Genomic DNA, 20,776 nt, shown 5'->3' on the forward strand with positions numbered 1-20,776 from the left:
TCACGTGCGTGCATTGGACTTGCCCTGCGCTTGTCCGTCCGCGCGAAGTTGCTCGCGCAGCCTGAATTTCTGGATCTTTCCCGCTGGCGTCGAGGGCAGCGCGCCCTGCACGACCAGCCGCTCGGGGATGTATTGCGCGGTCATCTTCTGCGCCTTGAGGAAGGCCACCATCGCCGCCATGTCGAATGCCTGGCCGTCGCGGGTCACGACGAAGGCGCAGGCGCGCTCGCCGAGGCGCTCGTCGGGATAGGCGACGATGGCCACCTGCGCGATAGCCGGGTGGCGATACAGCAGGGTTTCAATTTCCACCACGGGAATGTTCTCGCCGCCGCGGATGATGACGTCCTTGCTGCGCCCGTCGATGCGGATATAGCCGTGCGCGTCGATGCGGGCGAGATCGCCGGTGTCAAACCAACCGTCGGCGTCGGTGTCGTTCAGGTGCGCACGGCGCAAGTAGCCGCCGAAGTTGGAGCAGGCGCGCACCAGCAAGCGGCCGGTGGTGCCGGCCGCTTGCGCCGCACCCGCGCCGTCGACCACGCGCACTTCCACACCGGGGAGCGGGCATCCGTCGGTGCTGGAGGCGCGTTCGTCGTCATCGTCGAGCCGCGTAGTGGTTACCGCGCCCATTTCCGACATGCCCCAGGCGGAGATCACCTTGGCCCCCAGCGCGCCGCGCGCCTGCTCCACCAGGGCGCCGGGGATGGGCGCGCCGGCGCACAGGAACGCGCGCAACGAGGGCACGGCATCGCCGGTGTCGGTGACCGTGCGGGCCAGGTCGGTGAGGAACGGCGTGGAGGCCATGGTGAAGGTGACGCCCTCCTGCCGGATCAGCGCCACGGCCTTGCGCGGCTCCCAGATGTCCTGCAGCACGACGCTCGCGCCCAGCATGACCGGCATCATCAGGCCGTACATGAAGCCAGTCTGGTGGGCCATTGGCGAGGCCATCAGGACCACGTCGCCGGCGCCCAGGCTCAGGCGTGCCGCGTAGCTGACGATGTTGGCCATGAGCGTATTGGACGAGTGCAACACACCCTTTGGCTCGCCAGTGGTGCCTGACGTGTAGATAAGCTGGGTGATGTCGTCCGGACCTGGGCGATGGCCCGTAGTCCAGTCTTGCGCGCCGGCGTCAGCCAGCAACGTCTCGAAGGCATTGGGCCCGGCGCCACCGATCACGACCACGTGCTGCAGGTCAGGCAGCGCCTGGCGCAAGCCATCGAACATCGCTTCGTAGTCAAACCCGCGAAAGCGCTTTGGAATCACCGCGACCTTGCTGCATGCGTGCCTGAGCATGAATGACAACTCGCGCTCGCGCAGGATCGGCATCAACGGGTTGAGCACCGCGCCAAGGCGCGAGCAGGCAAGGTAGAGCGTGGTGAACTCCCACCAGTTGGGCAACTGGCAGGACACGACATCGCCCGCGCCCACGCCCAGCCTGGCCAGGCCTGCCGCGATGCAGCCGGCCCGCGCGGCCAGTTGCCTGTAGGTCAGGCGCGTGGTCGCGCCGCTTTCCACCTGCAATGCAGTCAGCGCGACCTTGTTGGGGCAACGCGCCAGGCAATGGTCCAGCGCATCGTTGATGGTGCGCTCGGGCCAAAGCCCTTGCGCGACGCTGGTGGCGCGCCGCGGGGGCAGCAGGATGGCGTCGAAATCCATGGCGTGTCTCCTCGTTGTGGTCGTTGTGGCCGTTGGTGTCGTTGTGGCCAGGCTTGCCGTCCGGCTCTTCTCGCGGGCGATATCAGGCCGGCACCGCTTCCCGGCCAGCGCGGGTGCGGGCGATGATGGTCTTCATGATCTGGGCCGTGCCGTCGCCGATCTGGAAACCGAGCACATCACGCAGGCGCTGCTCCATCGGGCCGCGGTCGTAGCCGCCGTGGCCGAACGACAGCAGGCACTGGTGCACCACGTCGTAAGCCAGCTTGGGCGCCCACCATTTGCACATCGCGGCTTCGGCCGTGTGCGGCAGGCCGCGGTCCTTCAGCCAGAGCGTCTGCAGGCACAGCAGGCGCGCCGCGGTGACCTGCGTCTCGAAATCCGCCAGCGGATGGGATACGCCCTGGAAAGCCGCCAGCGGCTTGCCGAAGGCCTGGCGCTCGGCCACGTATTCCCAGGTTTCTTCCAGGCTCGCCTTGGCCACCGCCAGCACCTGCAGGCCGATCAGCGCGCGGGAGAAATCGAAGCCCTGCATCACCTGCACAAAGCCCTCGCCCTCCTTGCCAAGCAGGTGGCTGACGGGCACGCGTACGTTCTCGAAGAAGATCGAGCCGCGCCCGATGGCGCGCTGGCCGTGGCAGTCGAAGCGGTTGGTGGTGATGCCGGGCAGGTCCATCGGCACCAGCAACGCCGAGACGCCGCGCGCGCCCGCCTCCACGGAGCCGCTGCGCGCGAACACCACGGCGGCGTCGGCCTGGTCGGCCGCGGAAATGGAGGTCTTCTCGCCGTTGAGCACGTAGTGGTCGCCGTCACGCTCCATGCGCAAGCGCAGGCTGGCCGCATCGGAGCCGCCGCGCGGCTCGGTCAGCGCAATGGCGAACAGGGCCTCGCCTTGCGTCAGGCGCTGCAGCCACGGACGCGCGATCTCCGGGGCGGCGTGCTGAGCCAGGATCTGCCCGTTCAGCGAGGCCAGCAGGTTGACATAAGAGAGGCTAAGGTCGGCGCGTGCCACCTCTTCATGAATCACGCCGGCGGCCAGGCAGCCCAGCCCCTGGCCACCATACTGCTCGGGCAGTTCAGGGGCGATAAAGCCCATCTGGCCCATTTCGCGCATCAGCGCGCGGTCAAGCTCGCGGGTGCGGTCGCGCGCCAGGAAGCCGGGCGCGATACGTTCGGTGGCGAAGCGGCGGGCATGATCGCCCAGTGCAACCAGGTCTTCGTCGAGATAGGGGTTCATGGCGTCTCCAGGATGTCTTGCCGCATGGCGCGCTGATGCGATGCGCCATGCGGCCGCGTTGCTTGTGCCGGCAATGGCTGGCTCACTTCGCGTACTTGCGAAAGTCGGGCTTGCGCTTTTCCTGGAAGGCGGTGACGCCCTCGCGCGATTCCTCGGTGTCGTAATAGAGCTTGAGCGCGTACATGCCCATGCCGGCAATGCCGCTCTGGTGGGCCGTGTCCATGTTGAACGAGCGCTTGGCGATGGCCAGCGCGGTGGGGCTCTTCTCCATGATCTCGTCGCACCACTTCTGCACTTCGGCATCGAGCTGTTCATGCGGGACGACGGTGTTGACGAGGCCCATGGCGAGGGCTTCGGTGGCCGGATAGCGGCGGCACATGTACCAGATCTCGCGCGCTTTTTTCTCGCCGACCACGCGAGCCAGGAACGCCGTGCCATAGCCGGGATCGACCGAGCCGACCTTGGGGCCGACCTGCCCGAACACGGCCCTCTCGGAGGCGATGGTGAAGTCGCAGATCGTGCAGATGACGTTGCCACCGCCGATGGCGTAGCCCTGCACGCGGGCGATCACTGGCTTGGGCACGTCACGGATGGCGTTGTGCAGTTCCTCCATCGGCAGGCCGATGGTGCCACGGCCGTCGTACTGGCCTTCGTGGGCGGACTGGTCGCCGCCGGTGCAGAACGCTTTTTCGCCGGCGCCGGCGAGCACGATGGCGCCGATCTCCCGGTCATAGCCGGCGCGGTTGATGGCGTGGATCAGCTCGTCGCAGGTGCGCCCGCGGAAGGCGTTCATCTTCTCCGGACGGTTGATGGTGATCCAGGCCGCGCCGTGGCGCACTTCGTAGAGGATGTCTTCGTAGTTCATGGTCTTTGTCTCCGTTGTCTGCGTTGTCGTCGATATCGCCGCAGCCGCATTCAGCCGTTCATGGTCAGGCCGCCCGACACGCTCAGCACCTGCCCGGTAATAAACGCCGCGTCGTCGCCGGCGAAGAACAGGATCGCGCCGGGCAGGTCGTCCGGCTGGCCGATGCGGCCCAGCGGGATCGAGCGGGTGAAGGCTTCGATCAGCTTTTCCGGATTGCCGGCGCCTTGCTTGTAATCCTCGAACAGCGCGGTATCGGTCGGGCCCGGGCACACCACGTTGACGGTGATGCCGTGGCGGGCGTGCTCGCGGGCGATGGTCTTCGAGAACGACACCAGGCCGCCCTTGCACGCGGCGTAGACCGCCTCGCCGGATGAGCCCACCCGCGCCGCGTCGGAGGCGATGTTGACGATGCGCCCGCGCTTGCGCTCCACCATGCCGGGCAGCACCGCGTGGTGCATATGCAGCGCGCCGGTGAGGTTGATGGCGATCAAGCGGTCCCATTGCGCCGGCTCTGTCTTGGTAAAGGGCTTGAACACGTCCCAGCCGGCGTTGTTGACCAGCACGTCGATCGGGCCAAGCTGGCTGGTGGTGGCCGCCACGGCAGCGTCGACGCTGACGCGGTCCGTGATGTCGCACTGGAAGGCCTCGGCACGGCCACCGTCTTCGCAGATACGCTCGGCTACCTGCTGCGCGGCCGCCAGGTTCAGGTCCAGCACCGCCACGGCGGCGCCCTCGCGCGCAAAGCGCCGGCAGGTTGCCCCGCCGATGCCACCACCACCACCGGTCACGATGACCGTCTTGCCTTCGAGTCTTTGCACAGTGTTCTCCTACGTGGTCCAGGGTGCTATCGTGCGGCTATCGCGTCGCGCGCCAGCGGTTAAATACGTAAATATATTGACGTATATTAGGCGGGCAGATGGACCAATGCAAGTACGGCTACTGTGGAATTTATGATGGTTAACCCCAATTTTGATGATGATCTTGCGCCTGCGGCACGCATGGAAATGGCAAACAGACTGTTCTTTCGCCTGTACCAATGTGCAAATATGTTGCATAAAACGGGGTCAAGGGCGGTCGAGGCCGAAGGCCTGACGACGCAGCAGTGGGCCGTGCTGGGCGCGCTGTCGCGGCCGCAGGCGGCCGATGGCATGAGCGTGGGCGACCTGGCGCGCTACTTGATGGTGAGCCGGCAGAACCTGTCGGGGCTGATCAGCCGCATGGAGCGCGACGGCCACCTGAGCATGGCGCCCGACGGGCGCGACCGGCGCTCGCGGCTGGTCACCATGACCCAGACCGGGCGCCATGTGTGGCTGCGCCTGGCGCAGCCCAAGATCCGGGATTACTACGAGCGGGCGCTGGCCGATTTTTCAACCGGCGACATCACCCACACGTTGCACTACCTGCTCAAGCTGCTGGAGAACATGAAGGGACTGGATGCCGAAGGGCCCACGGCGGAGGATGGGCGGGAGTGAGGCGGAATGCGTGAAGGGGGGGACGCAAACCGGCAACCAGCGCCGGCGCTTGCGTCATTGCGTCATTGCGTCATTGCGTCATTGCGTCATTGCGTCATTGCGTCATTGCGCTATCGCGTAATGACGCTGTCGCCTTATTCAGCCTTGATGCCGCGCGCGCGGATCAGTTCGGCCCAGCTCGCGCTTTCCTGGCGGATGCGCGTGGCTAGCGCATCAGGCGTGCTGGCAACCGGCTCCATGCCCTGGCGCGCCAGTTCCTCACGCACCGCCTTGCCGTCGAAGACTTCACGCACGTCGGCATGGAGCGCCTCCACCACCGGCGCCGGCGTGGCGTGCGGCACCAGCAGCGCGTACCACGAGCTGACCTCGATGCCGCGCACGCCCTGCTCTGCCAGCGACGGAATCGCGGGCGCCGCGGGCGAGCGGCTGGCCTGGGTCACGGCCAGCGCGCGCAACGCGCCGGAGCGGATGAAGGGCGCCAGCGTGGGCAGCGTGCCGAACAGGATCGGCACCTGCCCGCCCACCACGTCGTTGAGCGCCTGCGTGGTGCCCTTATAAGGCACATGCAGCAGCGCGACGCCGGTCTGCTGGCGGAACAGCTCGCCAGCCAGGTGCAGACCACTGCCCACACCGGGGCTGGCATAGCCAAGCGGCGGAGTGGCGCGCCGGGCCAGCGCTACCAGTTCCTGCACGGAGCTTGCACGCACGGAAGGGTGCACCGCCAGCACATTGGGCGAACTTGCCAGCAGCGAAACGGGAAGGAAGTCGCGCTCGACGTGATAAGACAGCGACGGGAACAGCGTGGGGTTGATGGTCAGGGTTGCCGGCCGGCGCTACCAGCAAGGTGCAGCCATCCCCCGCGCGCGGCGCGCGGCGTCCATGCCGATGTTGCCGTTGGCACCGGGCTTGTTGTCCACCACCACGGTGACGCCACGGCGCTGGTGCAAACCCTGCGCGAGCGTGCGCGCCAGCAGATCGGCAGGGCCGGCGGCCGGAAACGGCACGACGATGCGCAGCGCGCTGCAGGCTGTGGCCGGTTGCACGGCCCGGCCAGCGGGGGCCGCGCCAGCCCACGGGCTGGCGAGCGCGAGGCAGGCAATGGCAGGCCCGCGCAGTGCGCGCCTAATGTTTGGTTCGGACTTCAGATGTCGCACTCGAGGGGCCTGCTGAGCGGTTGGCGTAATGAGGGTGATCTCTTGGCTTTCAACTTTCAACTTTTAGGTTTTAGCCGTTATTTGTTTTATATATAAAACCAAAGATCGCTATTGAAACAAAAGAAATATAGCCGGTCCTTTTAGGCGCCGAGACTAGGGTAAACACTTGGTTTTTGGAGAGGGAGGTATCGCGCCTACACTGAAGACGGCCCCCGCTGTCCGGCGCACACCGTTCATGCCACATCCGCGGCACGCGAACACGCTGCAAAGGGGCAACCAAGGAGGCTGCCGTGCAAGGCTTCCAGCTCACCCTGTTCACCATCGAAAACCGCCGCCATCACGGCAAGCAGCTATCCCACTGGCTGCTGCAGATCCTGCGCGAGCTGCATATCCGCGGTGCCACGCATATCGTGGCGGCCGAAGGCATCGGCCATGACCGACGCTTTCATACCTGGCATTTCATGGAGCTGGCCGACCGGCCGGAGGAGATCACCGTGATTGCCACGGAGGAAGAGGTGCAGCGCTTGTTCGACCGCCTCGCCCTGGAAGACATCCAGGTGTTCTACGCCAAGACGCCGGTGGAGTTCGGCTTCCTGGGGAAAAGCAGCGCGCCAGGGGCGCAGGGCCCCTGACCTGGCCGGACGGCCAGCGTGGCGCCAGTCAATCCATGCTGGCCGCCACGCTGGCGCCGGTGCTGCCACGCAGGGTGGCCTCGGGCAAACGCGCCACCAGGAACGGCGCCAACAGCGACACGGCGGCGCTGAGCAGGAACAGGGTACGGAACGCCACTTCGGCCGCCGCCCGCACCGCGCCGGCATCGGCCGTATCGCCGCCCACCATGGCACGGTGGAACATGCTCATCAGGATGTCCTCGCCGCCGGCCAGGTCCGCCACGCCCATGCCGCTATGGCGCAGCAGCGCGATCAGCACCGTGGTCAGCACCGCCACGCCGACCGCGCCGCCGAGCATGCGCGAGAAGGCGGTCAGCGCCGTGGCCACGCCCACCTGGTGCGCGGGCACAGCGTTCTGAGTGGCGACCAGGCCGCTGGGCAACTGCAGCCCGATGGCCAGGCCGAGGGTCACCATCGCCAGCGCGGTCAGCAGTACCGCATGCGGATCGACAAACGCCAGCGCAACGATCGCCAGCGGCGCGGCCAGCGAGCCTGCCAGTTGCAGCGGCTTGTAGCGGCCGCTCCACGTCATCAGCCGGCCCGAGATACGCGCCGAACGGGATGGACAGCGTCAGCGGCACCAGCCGCAGCGCGGCGCCATCGGCCTGCACGCCGCCCACCACCTGGAAGCGCAGCGGCAGCAGCACGGACATGGCGATCAGCTGGAAGAAGCACAGGAACAGGGTGACGCAGCAGATCGTGACCGTCGGCACGCGCAACATGTCCAGCGGGATCATCGGATCGGTTACCCGGCGCTCCTGCCACACGAACAGCGCCATGGCGACCAACCCGGCCGCCAGCAGGCCAAGCGTCTGCGGCGTTGCGGCCGACTGCCCTTGCCCGAGCCGGGTCAGGAACACCAGCACGCCGGTCAGGCCGCCACCGAACAGCAGTGCGCCAACGTAATCGATGCGATGGCGGCGCCCGCCCGCCGGCAGGTGCTTGAGCGCGCGGCGGACCACCAGCAGCGCGATCAGCGCCAGCGGCAGGTTGATCCAGAAAATCCAGCGCCATGACAGGTAGTGCGCCAGGTAGCCGCCGATCACCGGGCCGGCCATGCTGGCCACGGCCCATACGCCGCTCACATAGCCCTGGTAGCGGCCACGGTCACGCAGCGGCACCACATCGGCAATCGTGGCTTGCGACACCGAGATCAGCCCGCCGCCGCCCAGCCCTTGCAGGATGCGCGCGATGATCAGCTGCGGCATGGTCTGCGCCATCGCGCAGGCGATGGAGGCCAGGAAGAACAGCACGATGGCGAACGAGAGTACCGAGCGCCGTCCGAGCAGGTCGGACAGCTTGCCGTAGATCGGCGTCACCACCGTGGAGGCCACCAGGTAGGCCGAGACCACCCAGGCCATTTCTTCGAAACCGTTGAGCTGCAGCGCGATTTCCGGCAGCACCACGGCCACGATCGATTGCTCCAGCGCACCCAGCAGGATCGCCAGCATCAGCCCGAAGATGATCTGCATGACAGGCACCGGCGGCACCGCCGGAGGGCCGGATGCCGTGTTGCCAGGCTTGCCGGCAGGATCGGCGGCCGAGGAGGAAGCCGAAGTGACGGAAGCGGTTGCGCTCGCGGGTGGCTGGGGGGAGGAAGGCGGAGCTGAAGCCGCCGGGAAGGGCGGCACGGAGACGGCGGTCATGGGCTGGAGGGAGAGAGAACGCTTGCGGCCAGGGACATGGAGTGCGACGCCACCTCGAACGGGCCGCGTCGCTCCTGTCTGTTTTTTGTATACAAGGGCGTCATTGTAGGCCTAAGCCTGCCGCCTTGCAGCCGCCTCCCCGGCCGGCCTGCCGGAACCGGAACCGGAACGCCGCCGCTGCGCTACGCAGCAAACGGCGACGTGGCCGGGCTCAAAAGGACTCCCAGTCGCCGCCGGCCACGGCCAGGCTGCCAGCGGCCGGCGTGCGTGTGGCGCGGCGTGCCGCCGGCGCCACCACCGCGGCAGGCTTGGCCTGGCGAGCGGCGGGCAGCGACTTGGACGACAGCACAGGTTCGCGGCCCTGGCGCACCACAGGCGCGCGGGCCTTGCTGGGCAGCACGGGCTCGCGGCTGGTCCGCACGGCGCTGGCACGCGGCGTGGCGGCGGCCGGGCGGACCACCGGCTTGGCGGCGGTTGCCGGCGTAACGCGGGCAGCCGCCGCGGCAGGTGCGGCAGGTGCGGCCTGGACTGCACGGGCGGCCGGAGCCGCGGCGTTGGCCGGTGCCGGACGAGCAACCGCCTGGCGCGCCGGCGGGTGGCTCTTGCCACCCACGGACGGGTGCCGTGCGGCGGCTGGCGGCACCACGCGCGCTGCCGCTACCAGTCGCGGCGCTGGCGCCCGCGCGACGTGCGCTTGCACCGGCGTCACCTGGAACCGGGATACGTCGTCGACCAGCCCCGCGGCCTGCTGCTGCAAGCTCTCGGCGGCGGCGGCGGCTTGCTCCACCAGCGCAGCGTTCTGCTGCGTGACGCTTTCCATCTGGTTGATGGCGCGGTTGACCTGCTCGATGCCGGACGACTGCTCCTCGCTGGCCGCGGCGATCTCGCCCATGATGTCGGTCACGCGCTTCACCGCGCCGACAATATCGTCCATGGTGCGGCCGGCGTCCTCGACCTGCCTGGCGCCATGGGCCACTTGCCCCACCGAGCCATTGATCAGTTGGCCGATTTCCTTGGCCGCGGACGAAGACCGCTGGGCCAGGCTGCGCACCTCCGCTGCCACCACGCTAAAACCACGCCCCTGCTCGCCAGCGCGAGCCGCCTCCACGGCCGCGTTGAGCGCCAGGATATTGGTCTGGAAGGCGATCCCTTCAATCACACCAACGATTTCAGCGACCTTGGCCGACGACTGCGAAATATGCTGCATGGTCTCGACCACGCCGCGCACAGCACGGCCGCCCTCGGTCGCCACCCCGGAAGCGCTCACCGCCAGTTCGTTGGCGTGGCGTGCGTTGGCAGCGTTCTGCTTGACTGTCGAGGTGAGCTGCTCCATGGAGGCCGCGGTCTGCTCAAGGGACGCCGCCTGCTCTTCCGTGCGCTGGGACAGGTCGGTATTGCCCCTGGCGATTTCCCGGGTGGCGCCATTGATCGAGCGCGTCGCGCCCTGGATGCCGTTCACCAGTGCCGCCAACTGCCCGAAGGCGCGTTCCAGCGCGCCCAGCATGCGGCCCATCTCGTCATCGCTGCTGGCCTCGATGACATAAGTCAGGTTGCCGTGCGCGAGCGCCTGTGCCGCGTCCAGCGCTTGCCGCGCCGGCCGCGTGATCGAACGCGTGATGCCGATGCCGAGGATCGCCGCCAGGGCGAGCGCGGCCGCGGTCAGGCCCAGCAGCAGGTCGCGCGCCATTTCATAGCTGGCGTTGGCCTCTTGCACGGCAGCCAGGGCCACCTTGCGCCCGCCGTCGGACAATTCGCTCAGCTTGTCGAAGTAAGGCGCCTGGGCCGCCGGCAGGGTCGCCACCAATGCGCTGCGGGCGTTGTCGAACTCGCCGCCTTCCAACTGGCGCAGCACGGTGCCGAGCTGGCTGTCGTAGGCATTGCGTGCCTCAATCAGGGCACGATAGGTTTCCCGGATCTCAGGCTTGGCCGACTTGGACAGCCACTTCCCCAGTTCATCCAGCGCACCGCCCATGTCCTGGCGCAGCGCGCCGATACGCTCGGCGTTGCGCCGCACGGCGACCGGATCTTCATTCAGGGTGGCGTCGCGCACCAAGATGCCGGTGCGCAGCGCGTCTTGCTTGACGCGCTCGATCTCCAGCACCTTGAACAGGCGCCCTTCCACCGTCAGGCGCATCGATTCGTTCATGGTGCGCAGGGACATCATGCCCAGCACAGCCACGGCTACCAGCAGCAGCGCCACCAGCGAAAACGCCACCGTCAGGCGCGCCCCAATGCCAAAGTTTCGCAACCAACGCATCTTCCCGGCTCCTTTTTATTCTTACTCGCGCGTGCTTTATCCTCGCCCCGGACAGATTTCCGGAGCGACGCCGCATCGCGGGCTTAACGGCAGGGACGGCGGCAAGCTTGAGGGCTACGAAGCGACTTCTGCAAAGAAGCGCAGAAATGCGGATTTGAAAGGAAATATGAGGGGGAAAAGCCTGGCAATTCGAGCAATTGGCCGGCTGCAACCTGTCGTCTAATGTCACCCATGCACTTCGAAGTGCCGCCACCGGCGCTTGCCGTCGAGGGCACACAACGAACAAAGTGGGCGCACAAAAAAAGAAGCCCACGCGCGGGGTGCTCGTAGGCTTTCCAGGACTGCTTAGAGCCGAAAGGCTCACGGGGCAATATAAACCTGCTTACATGAGGTGTAAATCCCATTTCTATCAGGGATATCTCTGATAGCAAAAGTGCTGGCGATGCCACTCATGTGGCGAATACCTGGCATGGGATGCTTCACGGTAGCAGGCCAAGGCCGCCTTGTTGCCCGCAAACCTTTGCTAGCAGGGGAATGCGGGCGCGGGTGGCGTTGGGACTTGCTACGCCGACGCCCGTCACCTCATCGGACAGCAGCGTGGCACAATTGTTTTATTAGAGGAAAACCTCTACACGAGACGCGCCTCCCCAATCGTCAAAATTTGTAAAATTTTGTTACTCTCGCCCCTGAAGTCTTCCTCTTCTCTTCTGGCGGCGTCGCCCGCCTCAGCTTGCGGGGCAGCATCGGATCCGCCGCCCGGACACAAGCCAGGGCCGGTCCCGGTCCATGCCGCCTCGTCCCGCGCCAGCAGCGAGAGCGGATGTTTCATCCCCCGCCCCGCCCAGCCGGTGCCCAACCGTGCTGTACCCCCCCCATTTGCCCAGGCCCAGTTATTGGACCGTCGCCAGCCGCCAGAACCCGAGCGGGCTCTTCCGGAGAAGTTGTGAACAAGAAGGAAACCAGGATCGCTCGCCCGAGCCGGAACCTGCAGCACCTGCAGCTCTCCACCCACAGCGCAAGTCGCAATCCTGTCGTCGTGCACCTGTCGAACGGAATTCGGCTGCACGGCGTGATCGTCGCCGCGGACAACTATATGGTGCTGCTGGCGGAGTCTGCGCAGGACCCGATGCCGCAAATCGTCTACAAGCACTCCATTGCCGTGATCACGCCGGCCAACGCGCCCGAGGCCATGGCCTGCGTGCCCGGGGCGGAGACCTCGCCGGAGTTTGTCAGCTTATATACACCGCGTACCCGCAAGCGCCGCTAGGCGTTGCCGGCGCCGCACCGCAGGCCCGGACGGACTCGTTTTACCCCGAAGCCGTCACTTAGTTTCAATCCATCACAAAGATCACTCTAAATCTTTTCCGGCCCTAACCGATAACCCAAACAACGGTGGCACTTCTGCCCAGCATTGCCTGGCAGCCAACGTTGCGGCAACAGCCGGATTGCACAACTCACTTGTAAAAGAATAGGAGTCGTACCATGTCGATGGTCATCAATACCAACACGTTGTCCCTGATGACGCAGAACAACCTGAGCTCGTCGCAATCGTCGCTGAACAGCGCGATCCAGCGCCTGTCCTCGGGCCTGCGTATTAACAGCGCCAAGGATGACGCTGCTGGCCAGGCAATTGCCAACCGCTTCACCTCGAACATCAACGGCCTGACCCAAGCTCAACGTAACGCCAACGACGGTATCTCGCTGTCGCAAACCACTGAAGGCGCGCTGACCGAAGTCAACAACAACCTGCAAGCTATCCGTACCCTGGCCGTGCAAGCCGCAACGGGCAGCAACTCGACCAGCGATCTGAAGTCGATCCAGGACGAAATTACCCAGCGTATGGCTGAAATCGACCGTACGTCGCAACAAACCGACTTCAACGGCGTGAAGGTCCTGTCGTCGACCGCATCGTCGCTGAAGGTGCAAGTTGGCGCGCAAGACGGCCAGACCATCTCGATCGACCTGAAGGAAATCAGCTCGAAGACCCTGGGCATGACGGGCTTCACGGTTGCCAAGAACTCGCTGGCAACCAGCGCCGCCATCACCACCGTGGTCGCCGCTTCGGGTTCCGCACCGGTCGCAGTTGACCTGAGCGCAGCCGCAACCTCCCTGACGACCGCCACCGGCGCAACCGTCAACGCCAAGGACCTGCAACTGAGCAACGTGCTGGACTCGGCCGGCAATGCCACCAAGAGCTACGTGGTCAAGTCGGGCAGCGACTACTACGCAGCATCGGTTGACAATGCCACCGGCAAGGTCGTCCTGAACACGGCCGACATCAAGATTGGCGACGCAGCCAACGGCAACACGGGTAACACCGTGACTGGCCAGCTGGTCAAGGTTGGCGCTGACTCCAACGGCGCGGCCGTTGCCTACGTGACCCAAGGCGGCAACAACTACGCTCTGGACAGCACCTCGGGCCCGGCAGCACTGGTCAACGGCGGCTCCGCTGCTTCGACCACCAGCAACTCCACCCAGATCGAACTGAGCACCAGCGGCACCACCACCGCTACCACCGCCTTCACCGGCGTGGGCAGCACCAACCCGCTGACCACGATCGACGCCGCACTGGCAACGGTCGACAAGCTGCGCAGCTCGCTGGGCGCCGTGCAAAACCGCTTCAACTCGGCAATCTCCAACCTGGGTTCGGCTGTCACGAACCTGTCGGCATCGCGCTCGCGCATTCAAGACGCCGACTACGCGACGGAAGTGTCGAACATGTCGCGCGCCCAGATCCTGCAACAAGCAGGTACGGCTGTGCTGGCCCAGGCCAACCAGACCACCCAAGGCGTGCTGTCGCTGCTGCGTTAATCCCGCAACAGTCGTCACCCTCCTAGTAGTGCCGGGTCTTCGGGCCCGGCACTGCCGGGAATGCTTCCAGAGCGGTCTCCGCTCTGAAAGCGTTTCCACCGGGGCTTTTATGCTCCGACCCAACCGCCGCGAGACAGACCATGATCAGATCGCCCGAACTGCTATCGCCCATGACCGCCACGCCAACCGCCACCCCGGCTGCGCCCGCGGAGACGGCAAGCGCGCCCGCGGCCGCCCAGCAAGCAGGTTCGGCCGTTGCCCAAGGCACCGCCGCCAGCAAGACGGAGGGCGCCAACCCCAAGGAACTGGCCAGCGCGCTTGCCAGCCTCAACGATGCCTTGCGGGCCACGCCGGTCGAGGTGCGGTTCAGCATCGACAGCGAAACACACAGATTCGTGATGGTCGTGGTGGACAAAGCCACTGGCGACACCATCCGTCAGTTTCCCTCGAAAGAAGTCCTGCGCATCACCCGTGCCATCGACAAGCTGCAAGGCCTACTGATTCACCAGACCGCTTGAGCGGCCAACCTTCCCCCCTCGAACAAAGTCATCACAGGTAGCAATCATGAGTTCATCGATTTCGTCGCTTGGCGTTGGTTCCGGACTGGACCTCAGTACCTTGTTGACTAACCTGCAGACGGGGGAAGAGGCAAAGCTCACGCCGATCACGGAGCAGCAGACTGCCGCGACCACCAAGCTGTCGGCTTACGGCACGCTCCAGGGCGCCGTGGCCGCGTTCCAGACCGCAGCCGCCGCGCTCGGCATGTCCAGCCTGTATAACAGCACCAGCACCACGTCGAGCAACACCAGTGTGCTGACCACGGCCGCGGACAAAACCGCGGTGGCGGGCAGCTATGCCGTTAACGTGACGGCCCTGGCACAGTCGCAGACGCTGGTGTCCAACGGCATCACCGACAGCACCGGCCAGCTACTGGGCAGCGCCAGCATCAAGATCGAGTTCGGCACCACCAGCGGCACGACGTTCACGCCAGGCAGTGGCACGCCCACCACGATCAATATCAATGGCACCAACAACACGCTGACCGGCATCCGCGATGCGATCAACGCGGCCAATGCCGGCGTCACCGCCAGCATCGTCAATGATGGCAGCAGCACGCCCTATCACCTGGTGATGACGTCCAACACGACCGGCGCTGCGTCAAGCATGCGCGTGACGGTTGCCAGCAATGGCGCGGGCGACCCCAGCACCATCAGCGGCCTGCTGTCATACGACCCGGCCGGCACCAAGGCCATGGCCGAGAATGTCAAGGCCGCGGACGCCAAGCTCACCATCAATGGCTTGGCGATCACTAGCGCCACCAACACGGTCCAGGGCGCTGCGCAGGGCGTCACGATGAACCTGGCCACGCTCGGCTCCAGCACGATCAGCGTGTCCACCGACACCTCGACGATGGCCGGCGCGGTGCAGAACTTTGTCTCCGCCTACAACACGCTGCAGACCACGGCCGGCAATCTGTCCAGCTACGACGCGACCAACAAGACCGCGGGCGTGCTGCTGGGCGACAGCACCCTGCGCACGATCGAGAACCAACTGCGCTCCGTGATCAACACGCCGCAGACGGGCGCCAGCGGCAGCCTGAACAACCTGACGCAGATCGGCATCGGCTTCAACGCGGACGGCACCATGTCGCTCGACACCTCCAAGTTGAACAGCGTATTGGCCAGCAACAAAGCCGGCGTGGCCCAGCTGTTCAGCGGCACGGACGGCAAGTCGGGCTATGGCAACCAGCTGGCGACCATGGCAGCCGGTTTCTCCAGCACCAGCGGCGCGCTGACCACCGCCACCAACGGCGTCAACGCGCAACTCAAGTCGCTGGCTACGGACTACACCGACATGTCCGCCCAGATCGATGCCACCGTCGCGCAGTATCGTACCCAGTTCCAGCAACTGGACTCGATCATGTCGCAGATGACCGCCACCAAGAACTATCTAACGCAGCAGTTTTCTGCTGCGAGCGGCACGACGGCCTGACCCACGTCAGCCCGTTCGCACCCGCCGCACCAAACCTAGGGATCGTCGCCATGTACGCACGCACTGCCGCCAACGCCTACGCCAATGTAGGCGTCCAGACCGGAGCCATGAGCGCCTCTCCGCACCGGCTCATCGTGATGCTGTTCGACGGCGCGCGGGCCGCCATCGCCCGCGCGCGCTTCCACATGGAAGCGGGCAAGATCGCCGACAAGGGCATGGCCATTTCGAAGGCGATCGAGATCATCGACAGCGGCCTGCGCGCCTCGCTGGACCACGGCGCCAGCGCCGAACTGACGGGCAACCTCGATGCGCTCTACGAGTACATGACCCGCCAGCTCATGCTGGCCAACCTGCATAACGATGACGACCGGCTGTTCGAAGTGGACAAGCTGCTGGCCGAGCTGGCCTCGGCGTGGAGTCAGATCGACCCTGCCGCGGAGCCGGAGCAACAGTCGCTGCGGCCCCCGGAAGCTGTCTCGGTAGGGGTATGACATGCTCAGGCAAAAGAACCGTCTCATCGCCTGCTATGAAGAACTGCTCGGCCTGTCCGGGCAGATGTGCGAAGCCGCACGCGCTAGCGACTGGGACACCCTGAGCGCGTTGCAGACCCGTTACGTAGCCCAGGTCAATGTGCTGCGCAATAACGACGACGTGGCCTTGCTCTCGCCTCAGGAGCGCCGCTACCGCTATCAGATGCTGGAGAGCATCCTGTCGCAGGACGCCGCCATCCGCAACCTGGTGATGCCCCAGCTCGAACGCCTCGGCGACATGCTCAATCACTCGCGCCGCCGCCTGGAACTGCACCACACCTACGGCGCTGACGCAACCCTCTGATACGCTGAATGGTCGGCATCAATCTTCCGCCGGACCCTTCGCTCGCGCTGCGTGCGGATACGCAAGGCCTCACATCCGCACTGAGCGTAGCCAAGCTGGCCGCACTGCTGCCCACGGGCACCGTCACCGATACGGTGGGCCCCGCTACTGGCGGCCCCACGGTGCAGCAAGGCCGTCCTGGCCAGGTCAACGGCGGCGGGCTCAACCCCGAGGCCGGCACGGCGCCAGCCTCGGCGCGCGAGACCTTGAGCTCGGCTGCGCGCGTCATCCTGGATATCCTGGAAGGCACCGAATCCACGCCGCTGCGCGGCTCCGCCCCACTCCTGCCCACACCGCCCGGCAGCGGCCAGGCTGCCACGCTGGCCAGTGCGCTGGCGCGCCAGGTCGGGCAAAGCGGCCTGTTCTACGAATCCCACCTGGGACAGCTGCTCAACGGCACGCGCAGTCTGGACAGCCTGCTGCGCGAGCCGCAAGCCATGCTGGGCCGCCCGCCGGGCACGCCTGACGCCGGCAACCCTGACGCGAACGCGAACGCAAGCGCCAACGCCAACACGAGCGGCGTGCCGCGGCCCGTGTTGGCGCTGACGTATGAGTCCTCGGCAAGCCCTGCCGCGCCGCCCGCACCGGCGGCGCAGGCGCAACCGCCGGCCGCCAGCGGTACGGCCATCAACCTGGCAGCCGCAACCCTGGGGGCACTCGTCGATGCCGAGGCGGGCCCAGCGGCCCCCGTGCCGGCGCCGCGAGGCTCAGGCAACAGCAACAGCAACACGGCGCAACCCGCCGCTGCTCCCTCGTCGCTGCCAGTCCCGCAAGGCCCCTCGGCCCATCTTGCCCATCAGGCCACGCTGGCTTACCAGGCGGCGTCAGCGGCACAGGCGGGGCCGCCGGCGCAAGCCAGGCATCTGGACATCGATAGCGCCTGGCGCGATGGCGGCACCGCGGTCGAGGCTCGGCAACTGGCGGCGCCGGTTGGCCCGCCGGTCCATCCCGACGCCGCCACGCTGGTGCGCCAGCAGCTCGATGCCCTCGCCACCCAGCAGTTCCGCTGGATGGGCGAGGCATGGCCGGGCACGCCAATGGACTGGCAGATCCGGCGCGAGCCCGATGACAGCCCGGCGCGCAGCCAGGGCGAAGGCCCCGATCCTGCCGCCGGCGTGTGGTCGACGCGGCTGGTGCTGGAGTTTCCCAACCTCGGCACGGTGGAAGCACGCCTGAGCCTGGCCGGCAACGGCATCGAAGCGCGCCTGGCCGCGCCGGACTCGGTCAACCGCCTGAACGCGGCACGCGCGCAATTGCAGGATCGGCTGGCCGCCACCGGACTGAACCTCACCACGCTGGCGGTGGATGGCATCCTGTCGCCCGGCCGGAGCATCGGATCATGAGCTACCCGGACGATGTGCTCGACGGCAGCCCGCGCGGCAGCGCGGTCGCGCTGAGCTATGACGAAAGCCGCGACAGTGGCCCGCGCGTGGTCGCCAAGGGCTACGGCGAGGTCGCCGATGCCATCATCGCCCGCGCCCGCGAGAGCGGCGTCTACGTTCACAACTCGCCCGCGCTGGTGACCCTGCTGATGCAGGTCAACCTGGACTCGCACATCCCCCCGCAGCTCTACATGGCGGTGGCGGAACTGCTGGCATGGCTGTATCAGCTCGAGCAGGACCAGGCTAGCGCCGGCCCCGCATCCGGCCCGCAACACCGCACCCAGGGCTGACGCGCCCGCCCGCCGCGCCAGGCTCCTGGCATTCACGCGGCGTATTCATCTCACGACTTCCAAGCCCCTCGAATTGGCCTTGTTTTTGGCCTGTATTCCCGCCTCCCCGTGCGTGACGCCCTGTTAAGTTTTGGGGGGCCAAAACAGCCTGGCCATTGCCCTTGCGAAAACTGCGGTTCACGGCCCGTGGCGGCAGAGCGGCAGCGGCGGCGGCATTGCCATCAATGCGTACTACCTGTTCCAGCCCGCCAAGACGGGCCTAAACGATGAAACCATTCCAGACTGCTTCCAAGGCACCGCGTCAGATCGACAAGGCGCGTGAACTCTACAATGTCGGCCAATACCGCGCCGCATTCAAGGAGGCCGAACGAGCGGAGCAAATCCATGGCAAGCGGGCCGACGCCAGCTATTGGCAAATGGCCGCGGCACTGGGGATGCAGGATACGCAGCAAGCCGGCGAGATCCTGCGCGACGGCTTACAGCGCTTCCCGGCGGACATCGACCTGATGTCGCTGGGCGGCTTTGTCCTGCTGCGCAATGGCCAGCACGAGGACGCCAGGCAGTTGCTGCAGCAATGCGTCGCCAACGCGCCGGGCGTCATCAGCGGATGGGTGCACTACGCGGCCCTGCTGCTGGAGCTGCGCGAGCCCGCGGCGGCGAAGGAAGCCGCGCTCAAGGCGCTGGCCATCGATCCGAACGAGCCCATCGCTGCCTGCAACTACGCCCTCGCCCTGAAGGAAACCGGGGAGATGGGCGAGGCCATGGAGGCGCTCTGGAAAGCGGTAAGACTGGCACCGAAGAACCTTGCGATCCGGGCCAATCTGCTATTCGCCATGTTGTTTGCGCAGGAAACCACGGCAGCCGACCTGCTGCGCGAGGCCAGGGCCTACGAACGGCTGCTGCTGGCCGGGCAGCGCTTCGCGCTGCGCAAGCACGCCCTGCGCCAGGACGGCGGCCCGATCCGCCTAGGCCTGCTATCCAATGACCTGCTGCGGCACGCCTGTGCCTACTTCATTCTGCCGCTGCTTGCCAACCTGGACCGCAGCCGCGTAGAGGTGGTGGCGTTCTCGCTCAACCCGCAGAGCGACCACGTCACCGACAAGATCCGGCTGCACGCCAACCAGTTCATCGAGTTGGCCGGCAAGTCCACCGCCGATATCGTCGACATCGTGCGCGGCCAGCAGATCGACGTGCTGATCGACCTCGGCGGCCATACCGGAACTTCCCCACTGCCCTATATGGTCCACGGCCTGGCGCCGGTACAGATGACGTGGCTGGGCTACCCTGGCAGCACAGGGCTAAGCGCCATTGACTACCGCATCACCGACTGGACCTGCGATCCGGAAGGATTCGAGCCGCACTACAGCGAAGCCCTGCTCAGGGCGCCTGCCTTTTGCACATATGCCCCGCTGATCCATAGCCCGCTTGAGACCTACGGAGCCAAATACCGGGTCCAGGACACACCGGCTCTGCGCAACGGAACTGGCGCGATCACCTTTGGCTCCTGCAACAACCTGGGCAAGGTGACCGACCAGACCCTTGCCCTGTGGGGCGCCGTGATGGCGCGCTGCCCCGGCAGCCGGCTGCTGATCGAAGCGCGCGACATCGACAACGACACCGTGAGCGGGCCACTGCTGGCACGCCTGGCCCGGGTCGGCATCGACGCGAACAACATCGACATCGTCCTCGACACGTGGCCGCTGACCGGCGGCACCACCACGTGCGACGCCGTGTGGATGGGTGTGCCGGTGGTATCGCGCGCCGGCGCCGCCTACCACTCGCGGATCTCCGCGGGTGTCTTGCATGCCATCGGGCTCGATGGCCTGGTGTGTGCGGACGAAGGCGAGTACGTCGAGGTCGCGGTGCACCTGGCCACCCACCTCGAAGAGCTCAATGCTTTGCGGCTATCGACCAGGCAGCGCTTCGAGCAGAGCCCCCTGGCCGACAGCGCAGGATTCGCGCGCTGGCTGGAAGATCAGTTGACCACCCTGGTCCAGCCGCACAGGCCACTCGATCGGCAGACTGCCGGCTCACGCGATGGCGTCTACTTCGCCGATGCCTGGCACACCATGACCGAGATCGTGGTGGCGATCGCAGGCCTGCTCGAAGCCCAGCGCCACGTGGAGCTGCGCAGCCTGATGGAGAACTTCTCCGCGAAATGGCCCAGGCACTGGATCACGGCCTATGTACTGGCCGAGATCGCGCATCACAGCGGACAGCACGACGCCTGCGTGGAATACCTGATGGAGAGCATCGGCCTGCGCGCCTATCACCTGCCGCTCTATCGTGTGCTCAGCACCCGCATGGATGCGTACCAGTATGACAAGGGCATGCTGGGTGAATTCCTGCAACAGCAATTCGGCATGAGCCTTGCATTCCTGGAGCAGCAAGGCGCGCCCACGGTCCTCGAAGTGCTCGGCATCGACATCGCGCAAGCGCAAGACCTCGAACCGGCCCACGCCTGATGGCCGCCGCG

17 protein-coding genes and 2 pseudogenes are annotated in these 20,776 nt (G+C 66.3%); 12 read left to right on the forward strand and 7 right to left on the reverse strand.

Features of this window, described 5'->3' with window-relative positions; all coding sequences use genetic code 11:
- The 4 genes from aliA to badH all read right to left on the reverse strand — a co-directional run bounded on the left by aliA (position 1) and on the right by badH (position 4,570).
- Complete coding sequence (gene aliA, locus OR16_RS00695; protein ID WP_006156046.1) at positions 1-1,653, reverse strand: cyclohexanecarboxylate-CoA ligase; 1,653 nt, start codon at positions 1,651-1,653, stop codon at positions 1-3.
- Between the two features lie 82 nt (positions 1,654-1,735).
- Positions 1,736-2,887 (reverse strand): cyclohexanecarboxyl-CoA dehydrogenase, encoded by a 1,152-nt coding sequence (gene aliB / locus OR16_RS00700; protein ID WP_006156047.1) that lies wholly within the window; start codon positions 2,885-2,887, stop codon positions 1,736-1,738.
- An 82-nt stretch (positions 2,888-2,969) separates the two neighbouring features.
- Positions 2,970-3,752: a 2-ketocyclohexanecarboxyl-CoA hydrolase gene (gene badI, locus OR16_RS00705; RefSeq protein WP_006156048.1), complete on the reverse strand. Its 783-nt coding sequence runs from the start codon at positions 3,750-3,752 to the stop codon at positions 2,970-2,972.
- Positions 3,753-3,802: 50 nt separating this feature from the next.
- Positions 3,803-4,570: a 2-hydroxycyclohexanecarboxyl-CoA dehydrogenase gene (gene badH / locus OR16_RS00710; RefSeq protein WP_006156049.1), complete on the reverse strand. Its 768-nt coding sequence runs from the start codon at positions 4,568-4,570 to the stop codon at positions 3,803-3,805.
- Between the two features lie 135 nt (positions 4,571-4,705).
- On the opposite strand from badH, the gene OR16_RS00715 reads away from it, so the two are divergent.
- Positions 4,706-5,224, forward strand: a complete 519-nt coding sequence (locus OR16_RS00715) for a MarR family winged helix-turn-helix transcriptional regulator (protein ID WP_043417889.1) — start codon at positions 4,706-4,708, stop codon at positions 5,222-5,224.
- A 134-nt stretch (positions 5,225-5,358) separates the two neighbouring features.
- Here OR16_RS00715 and OR16_RS00720 read toward each other — a convergent pair.
- A pseudogene (locus OR16_RS00720) lies at positions 5,359-6,339 on the reverse strand (Bug family tripartite tricarboxylate transporter substrate binding protein).
- Between the two features lie 329 nt (positions 6,340-6,668).
- Between OR16_RS00720 and OR16_RS00725 the strand changes: the two are divergent.
- Positions 6,669-7,010: a DUF190 domain-containing protein gene (locus OR16_RS00725; RefSeq protein ID WP_006156051.1), complete on the forward strand. Its 342-nt coding sequence runs from the start codon at positions 6,669-6,671 to the stop codon at positions 7,008-7,010.
- A gap of 28 nt (positions 7,011-7,038) precedes the next feature.
- On the opposite strand, the pseudogene OR16_RS00730 reads toward OR16_RS00725, so the two are convergent.
- Positions 7,039-8,521: pseudogene (locus OR16_RS00730) on the reverse strand (MDR family MFS transporter).
- A 385-nt stretch (positions 8,522-8,906) separates the two neighbouring features.
- Positions 8,907-10,952: a methyl-accepting chemotaxis protein gene (locus tag OR16_RS47135; protein WP_006156052.1), complete on the reverse strand. Its 2,046-nt coding sequence runs from the start codon at positions 10,950-10,952 to the stop codon at positions 8,907-8,909.
- Here OR16_RS47135 and OR16_RS43325 point away from each other — a divergent pair.
- The 10 genes from OR16_RS43325 (at position 10,927) to OR16_RS00780 (ending at position 20,765) form a co-directional block, all read left to right on the forward strand.
- Complete coding sequence (locus OR16_RS43325; protein ID WP_141639811.1) at positions 10,927-11,175, forward strand: hypothetical protein; 249 nt, start codon at positions 10,927-10,929, stop codon at positions 11,173-11,175. The genes OR16_RS47135 and OR16_RS43325 overlap by 26 nt on opposite strands.
- Before the next feature lie 720 nt (positions 11,176-11,895).
- Positions 11,896-12,219 (forward strand): RNA chaperone Hfq, encoded by a 324-nt coding sequence (locus tag OR16_RS00740; RefSeq protein WP_006156054.1) that lies wholly within the window; start codon positions 11,896-11,898, stop codon positions 12,217-12,219.
- A gap of 215 nt (positions 12,220-12,434) precedes the next feature.
- On the forward strand, positions 12,435-13,763 hold the full coding sequence (locus OR16_RS00745) for a FliC/FljB family flagellin (RefSeq protein ID WP_006156055.1): 1,329 nt from the start codon (positions 12,435-12,437) through the stop codon (positions 13,761-13,763).
- A gap of 140 nt (positions 13,764-13,903) precedes the next feature.
- On the forward strand, positions 13,904-14,281 hold the full coding sequence (locus OR16_RS00750; RefSeq protein ID WP_006156056.1) for a flagellar protein FlaG: 378 nt from the start codon (positions 13,904-13,906) through the stop codon (positions 14,279-14,281).
- 46 nt (positions 14,282-14,327) lie between these two features.
- On the forward strand, positions 14,328-15,755 hold the full coding sequence (fliD, locus tag OR16_RS00755) for a flagellar filament capping protein FliD (RefSeq protein ID WP_043417891.1): 1,428 nt from the start codon (positions 14,328-14,330) through the stop codon (positions 15,753-15,755).
- 50 nt (positions 15,756-15,805) lie between these two features.
- A complete protein-coding gene (gene fliS, locus OR16_RS00760; protein WP_006156058.1) occupies positions 15,806-16,246 on the forward strand; it encodes a flagellar export chaperone FliS in 441 nt (146 codons plus the stop codon).
- Between the two features lies 1 nt (position 16,247).
- A complete protein-coding gene (locus tag OR16_RS00765) occupies positions 16,248-16,589 on the forward strand; it encodes a flagellar protein FliT (protein ID WP_006156059.1) in 342 nt (113 codons plus the stop codon).
- 8 nt (positions 16,590-16,597) lie between these two features.
- Positions 16,598-17,971, forward strand: coding sequence for a flagellar hook-length control protein FliK (locus OR16_RS00770; protein WP_006156060.1), 1,374 nt, complete (start codon positions 16,598-16,600; stop codon positions 17,969-17,971).
- Positions 17,968-18,300, forward strand: coding sequence for an EscU/YscU/HrcU family type III secretion system export apparatus switch protein (locus tag OR16_RS00775; RefSeq protein ID WP_006156061.1), 333 nt, complete (start codon positions 17,968-17,970; stop codon positions 18,298-18,300). Before OR16_RS00770 ends, OR16_RS00775 begins: the two co-directional genes overlap by 4 nt.
- A 266-nt stretch (positions 18,301-18,566) precedes the next feature.
- Positions 18,567-20,765: a glycosyltransferase family 41 protein gene (locus OR16_RS00780; protein WP_006156062.1), complete on the forward strand. Its 2,199-nt coding sequence runs from the start codon at positions 18,567-18,569 to the stop codon at positions 20,763-20,765.
- Positions 20,766-20,776: the final 11 nt, after the last annotated feature.

The sequence above is a fragment of the Cupriavidus basilensis OR16 genome (assembly GCF_000243095.1).
Taxonomy (GTDB): domain Bacteria; phylum Pseudomonadota; class Gammaproteobacteria; order Burkholderiales; family Burkholderiaceae; genus Cupriavidus; species Cupriavidus basilensis_D.

Bases quoted from the DNA above. Each gene is read 5' to 3' on its own strand.
- aliA (WP_006156046.1), bottom strand. From the start codon at position 1,653: ATGGATTTCGACGCCATCCTGCTGCCCCCGCGGCGCGCCACCAGCGTC.
- aliB (WP_006156047.1), bottom strand. From the start codon at position 2,887: ATGAACCCCTATCTCGACGAAGACCTGGTTGCACTGGGCGATCATGCC.
- badI (WP_006156048.1), bottom strand. From the start codon at position 3,752: ATGAACTACGAAGACATCCTCTACGAAGTGCGCCACGGCGCGGCCTGG.
- OR16_RS00715 (WP_043417889.1), top strand. From the start codon at position 4,706: ATGGTTAACCCCAATTTTGATGATGATCTTGCGCCTGCGGCACGCATG.
- OR16_RS43325 (WP_141639811.1), top strand. From the start codon at position 10,927: ATGCCAAAGTTTCGCAACCAACGCATCTTCCCGGCTCCTTTTTATTCT.
- OR16_RS47135 (WP_006156052.1), bottom strand. From the start codon at position 10,952: ATGCGTTGGTTGCGAAACTTTGGCATTGGGGCGCGCCTGACGGTGGCG.
- OR16_RS00745 (WP_006156055.1), top strand. From the start codon at position 12,435: ATGTCGATGGTCATCAATACCAACACGTTGTCCCTGATGACGCAGAAC.
- OR16_RS00750 (WP_006156056.1), top strand. From the start codon at position 13,904: ATGATCAGATCGCCCGAACTGCTATCGCCCATGACCGCCACGCCAACC.
- fliD (WP_043417891.1), top strand. From the start codon at position 14,328: ATGAGTTCATCGATTTCGTCGCTTGGCGTTGGTTCCGGACTGGACCTC.
- fliS (WP_006156058.1), top strand. From the start codon at position 15,806: ATGTACGCACGCACTGCCGCCAACGCCTACGCCAATGTAGGCGTCCAG.
- OR16_RS00765 (WP_006156059.1), top strand. From the start codon at position 16,248: ATGCTCAGGCAAAAGAACCGTCTCATCGCCTGCTATGAAGAACTGCTC.
- OR16_RS00770 (WP_006156060.1), top strand. From the start codon at position 16,598: ATGGTCGGCATCAATCTTCCGCCGGACCCTTCGCTCGCGCTGCGTGCG.
- OR16_RS00775 (WP_006156061.1), top strand. From the start codon at position 17,968: ATGAGCTACCCGGACGATGTGCTCGACGGCAGCCCGCGCGGCAGCGCG.
- OR16_RS00780 (WP_006156062.1), top strand. From the start codon at position 18,567: ATGAAACCATTCCAGACTGCTTCCAAGGCACCGCGTCAGATCGACAAG.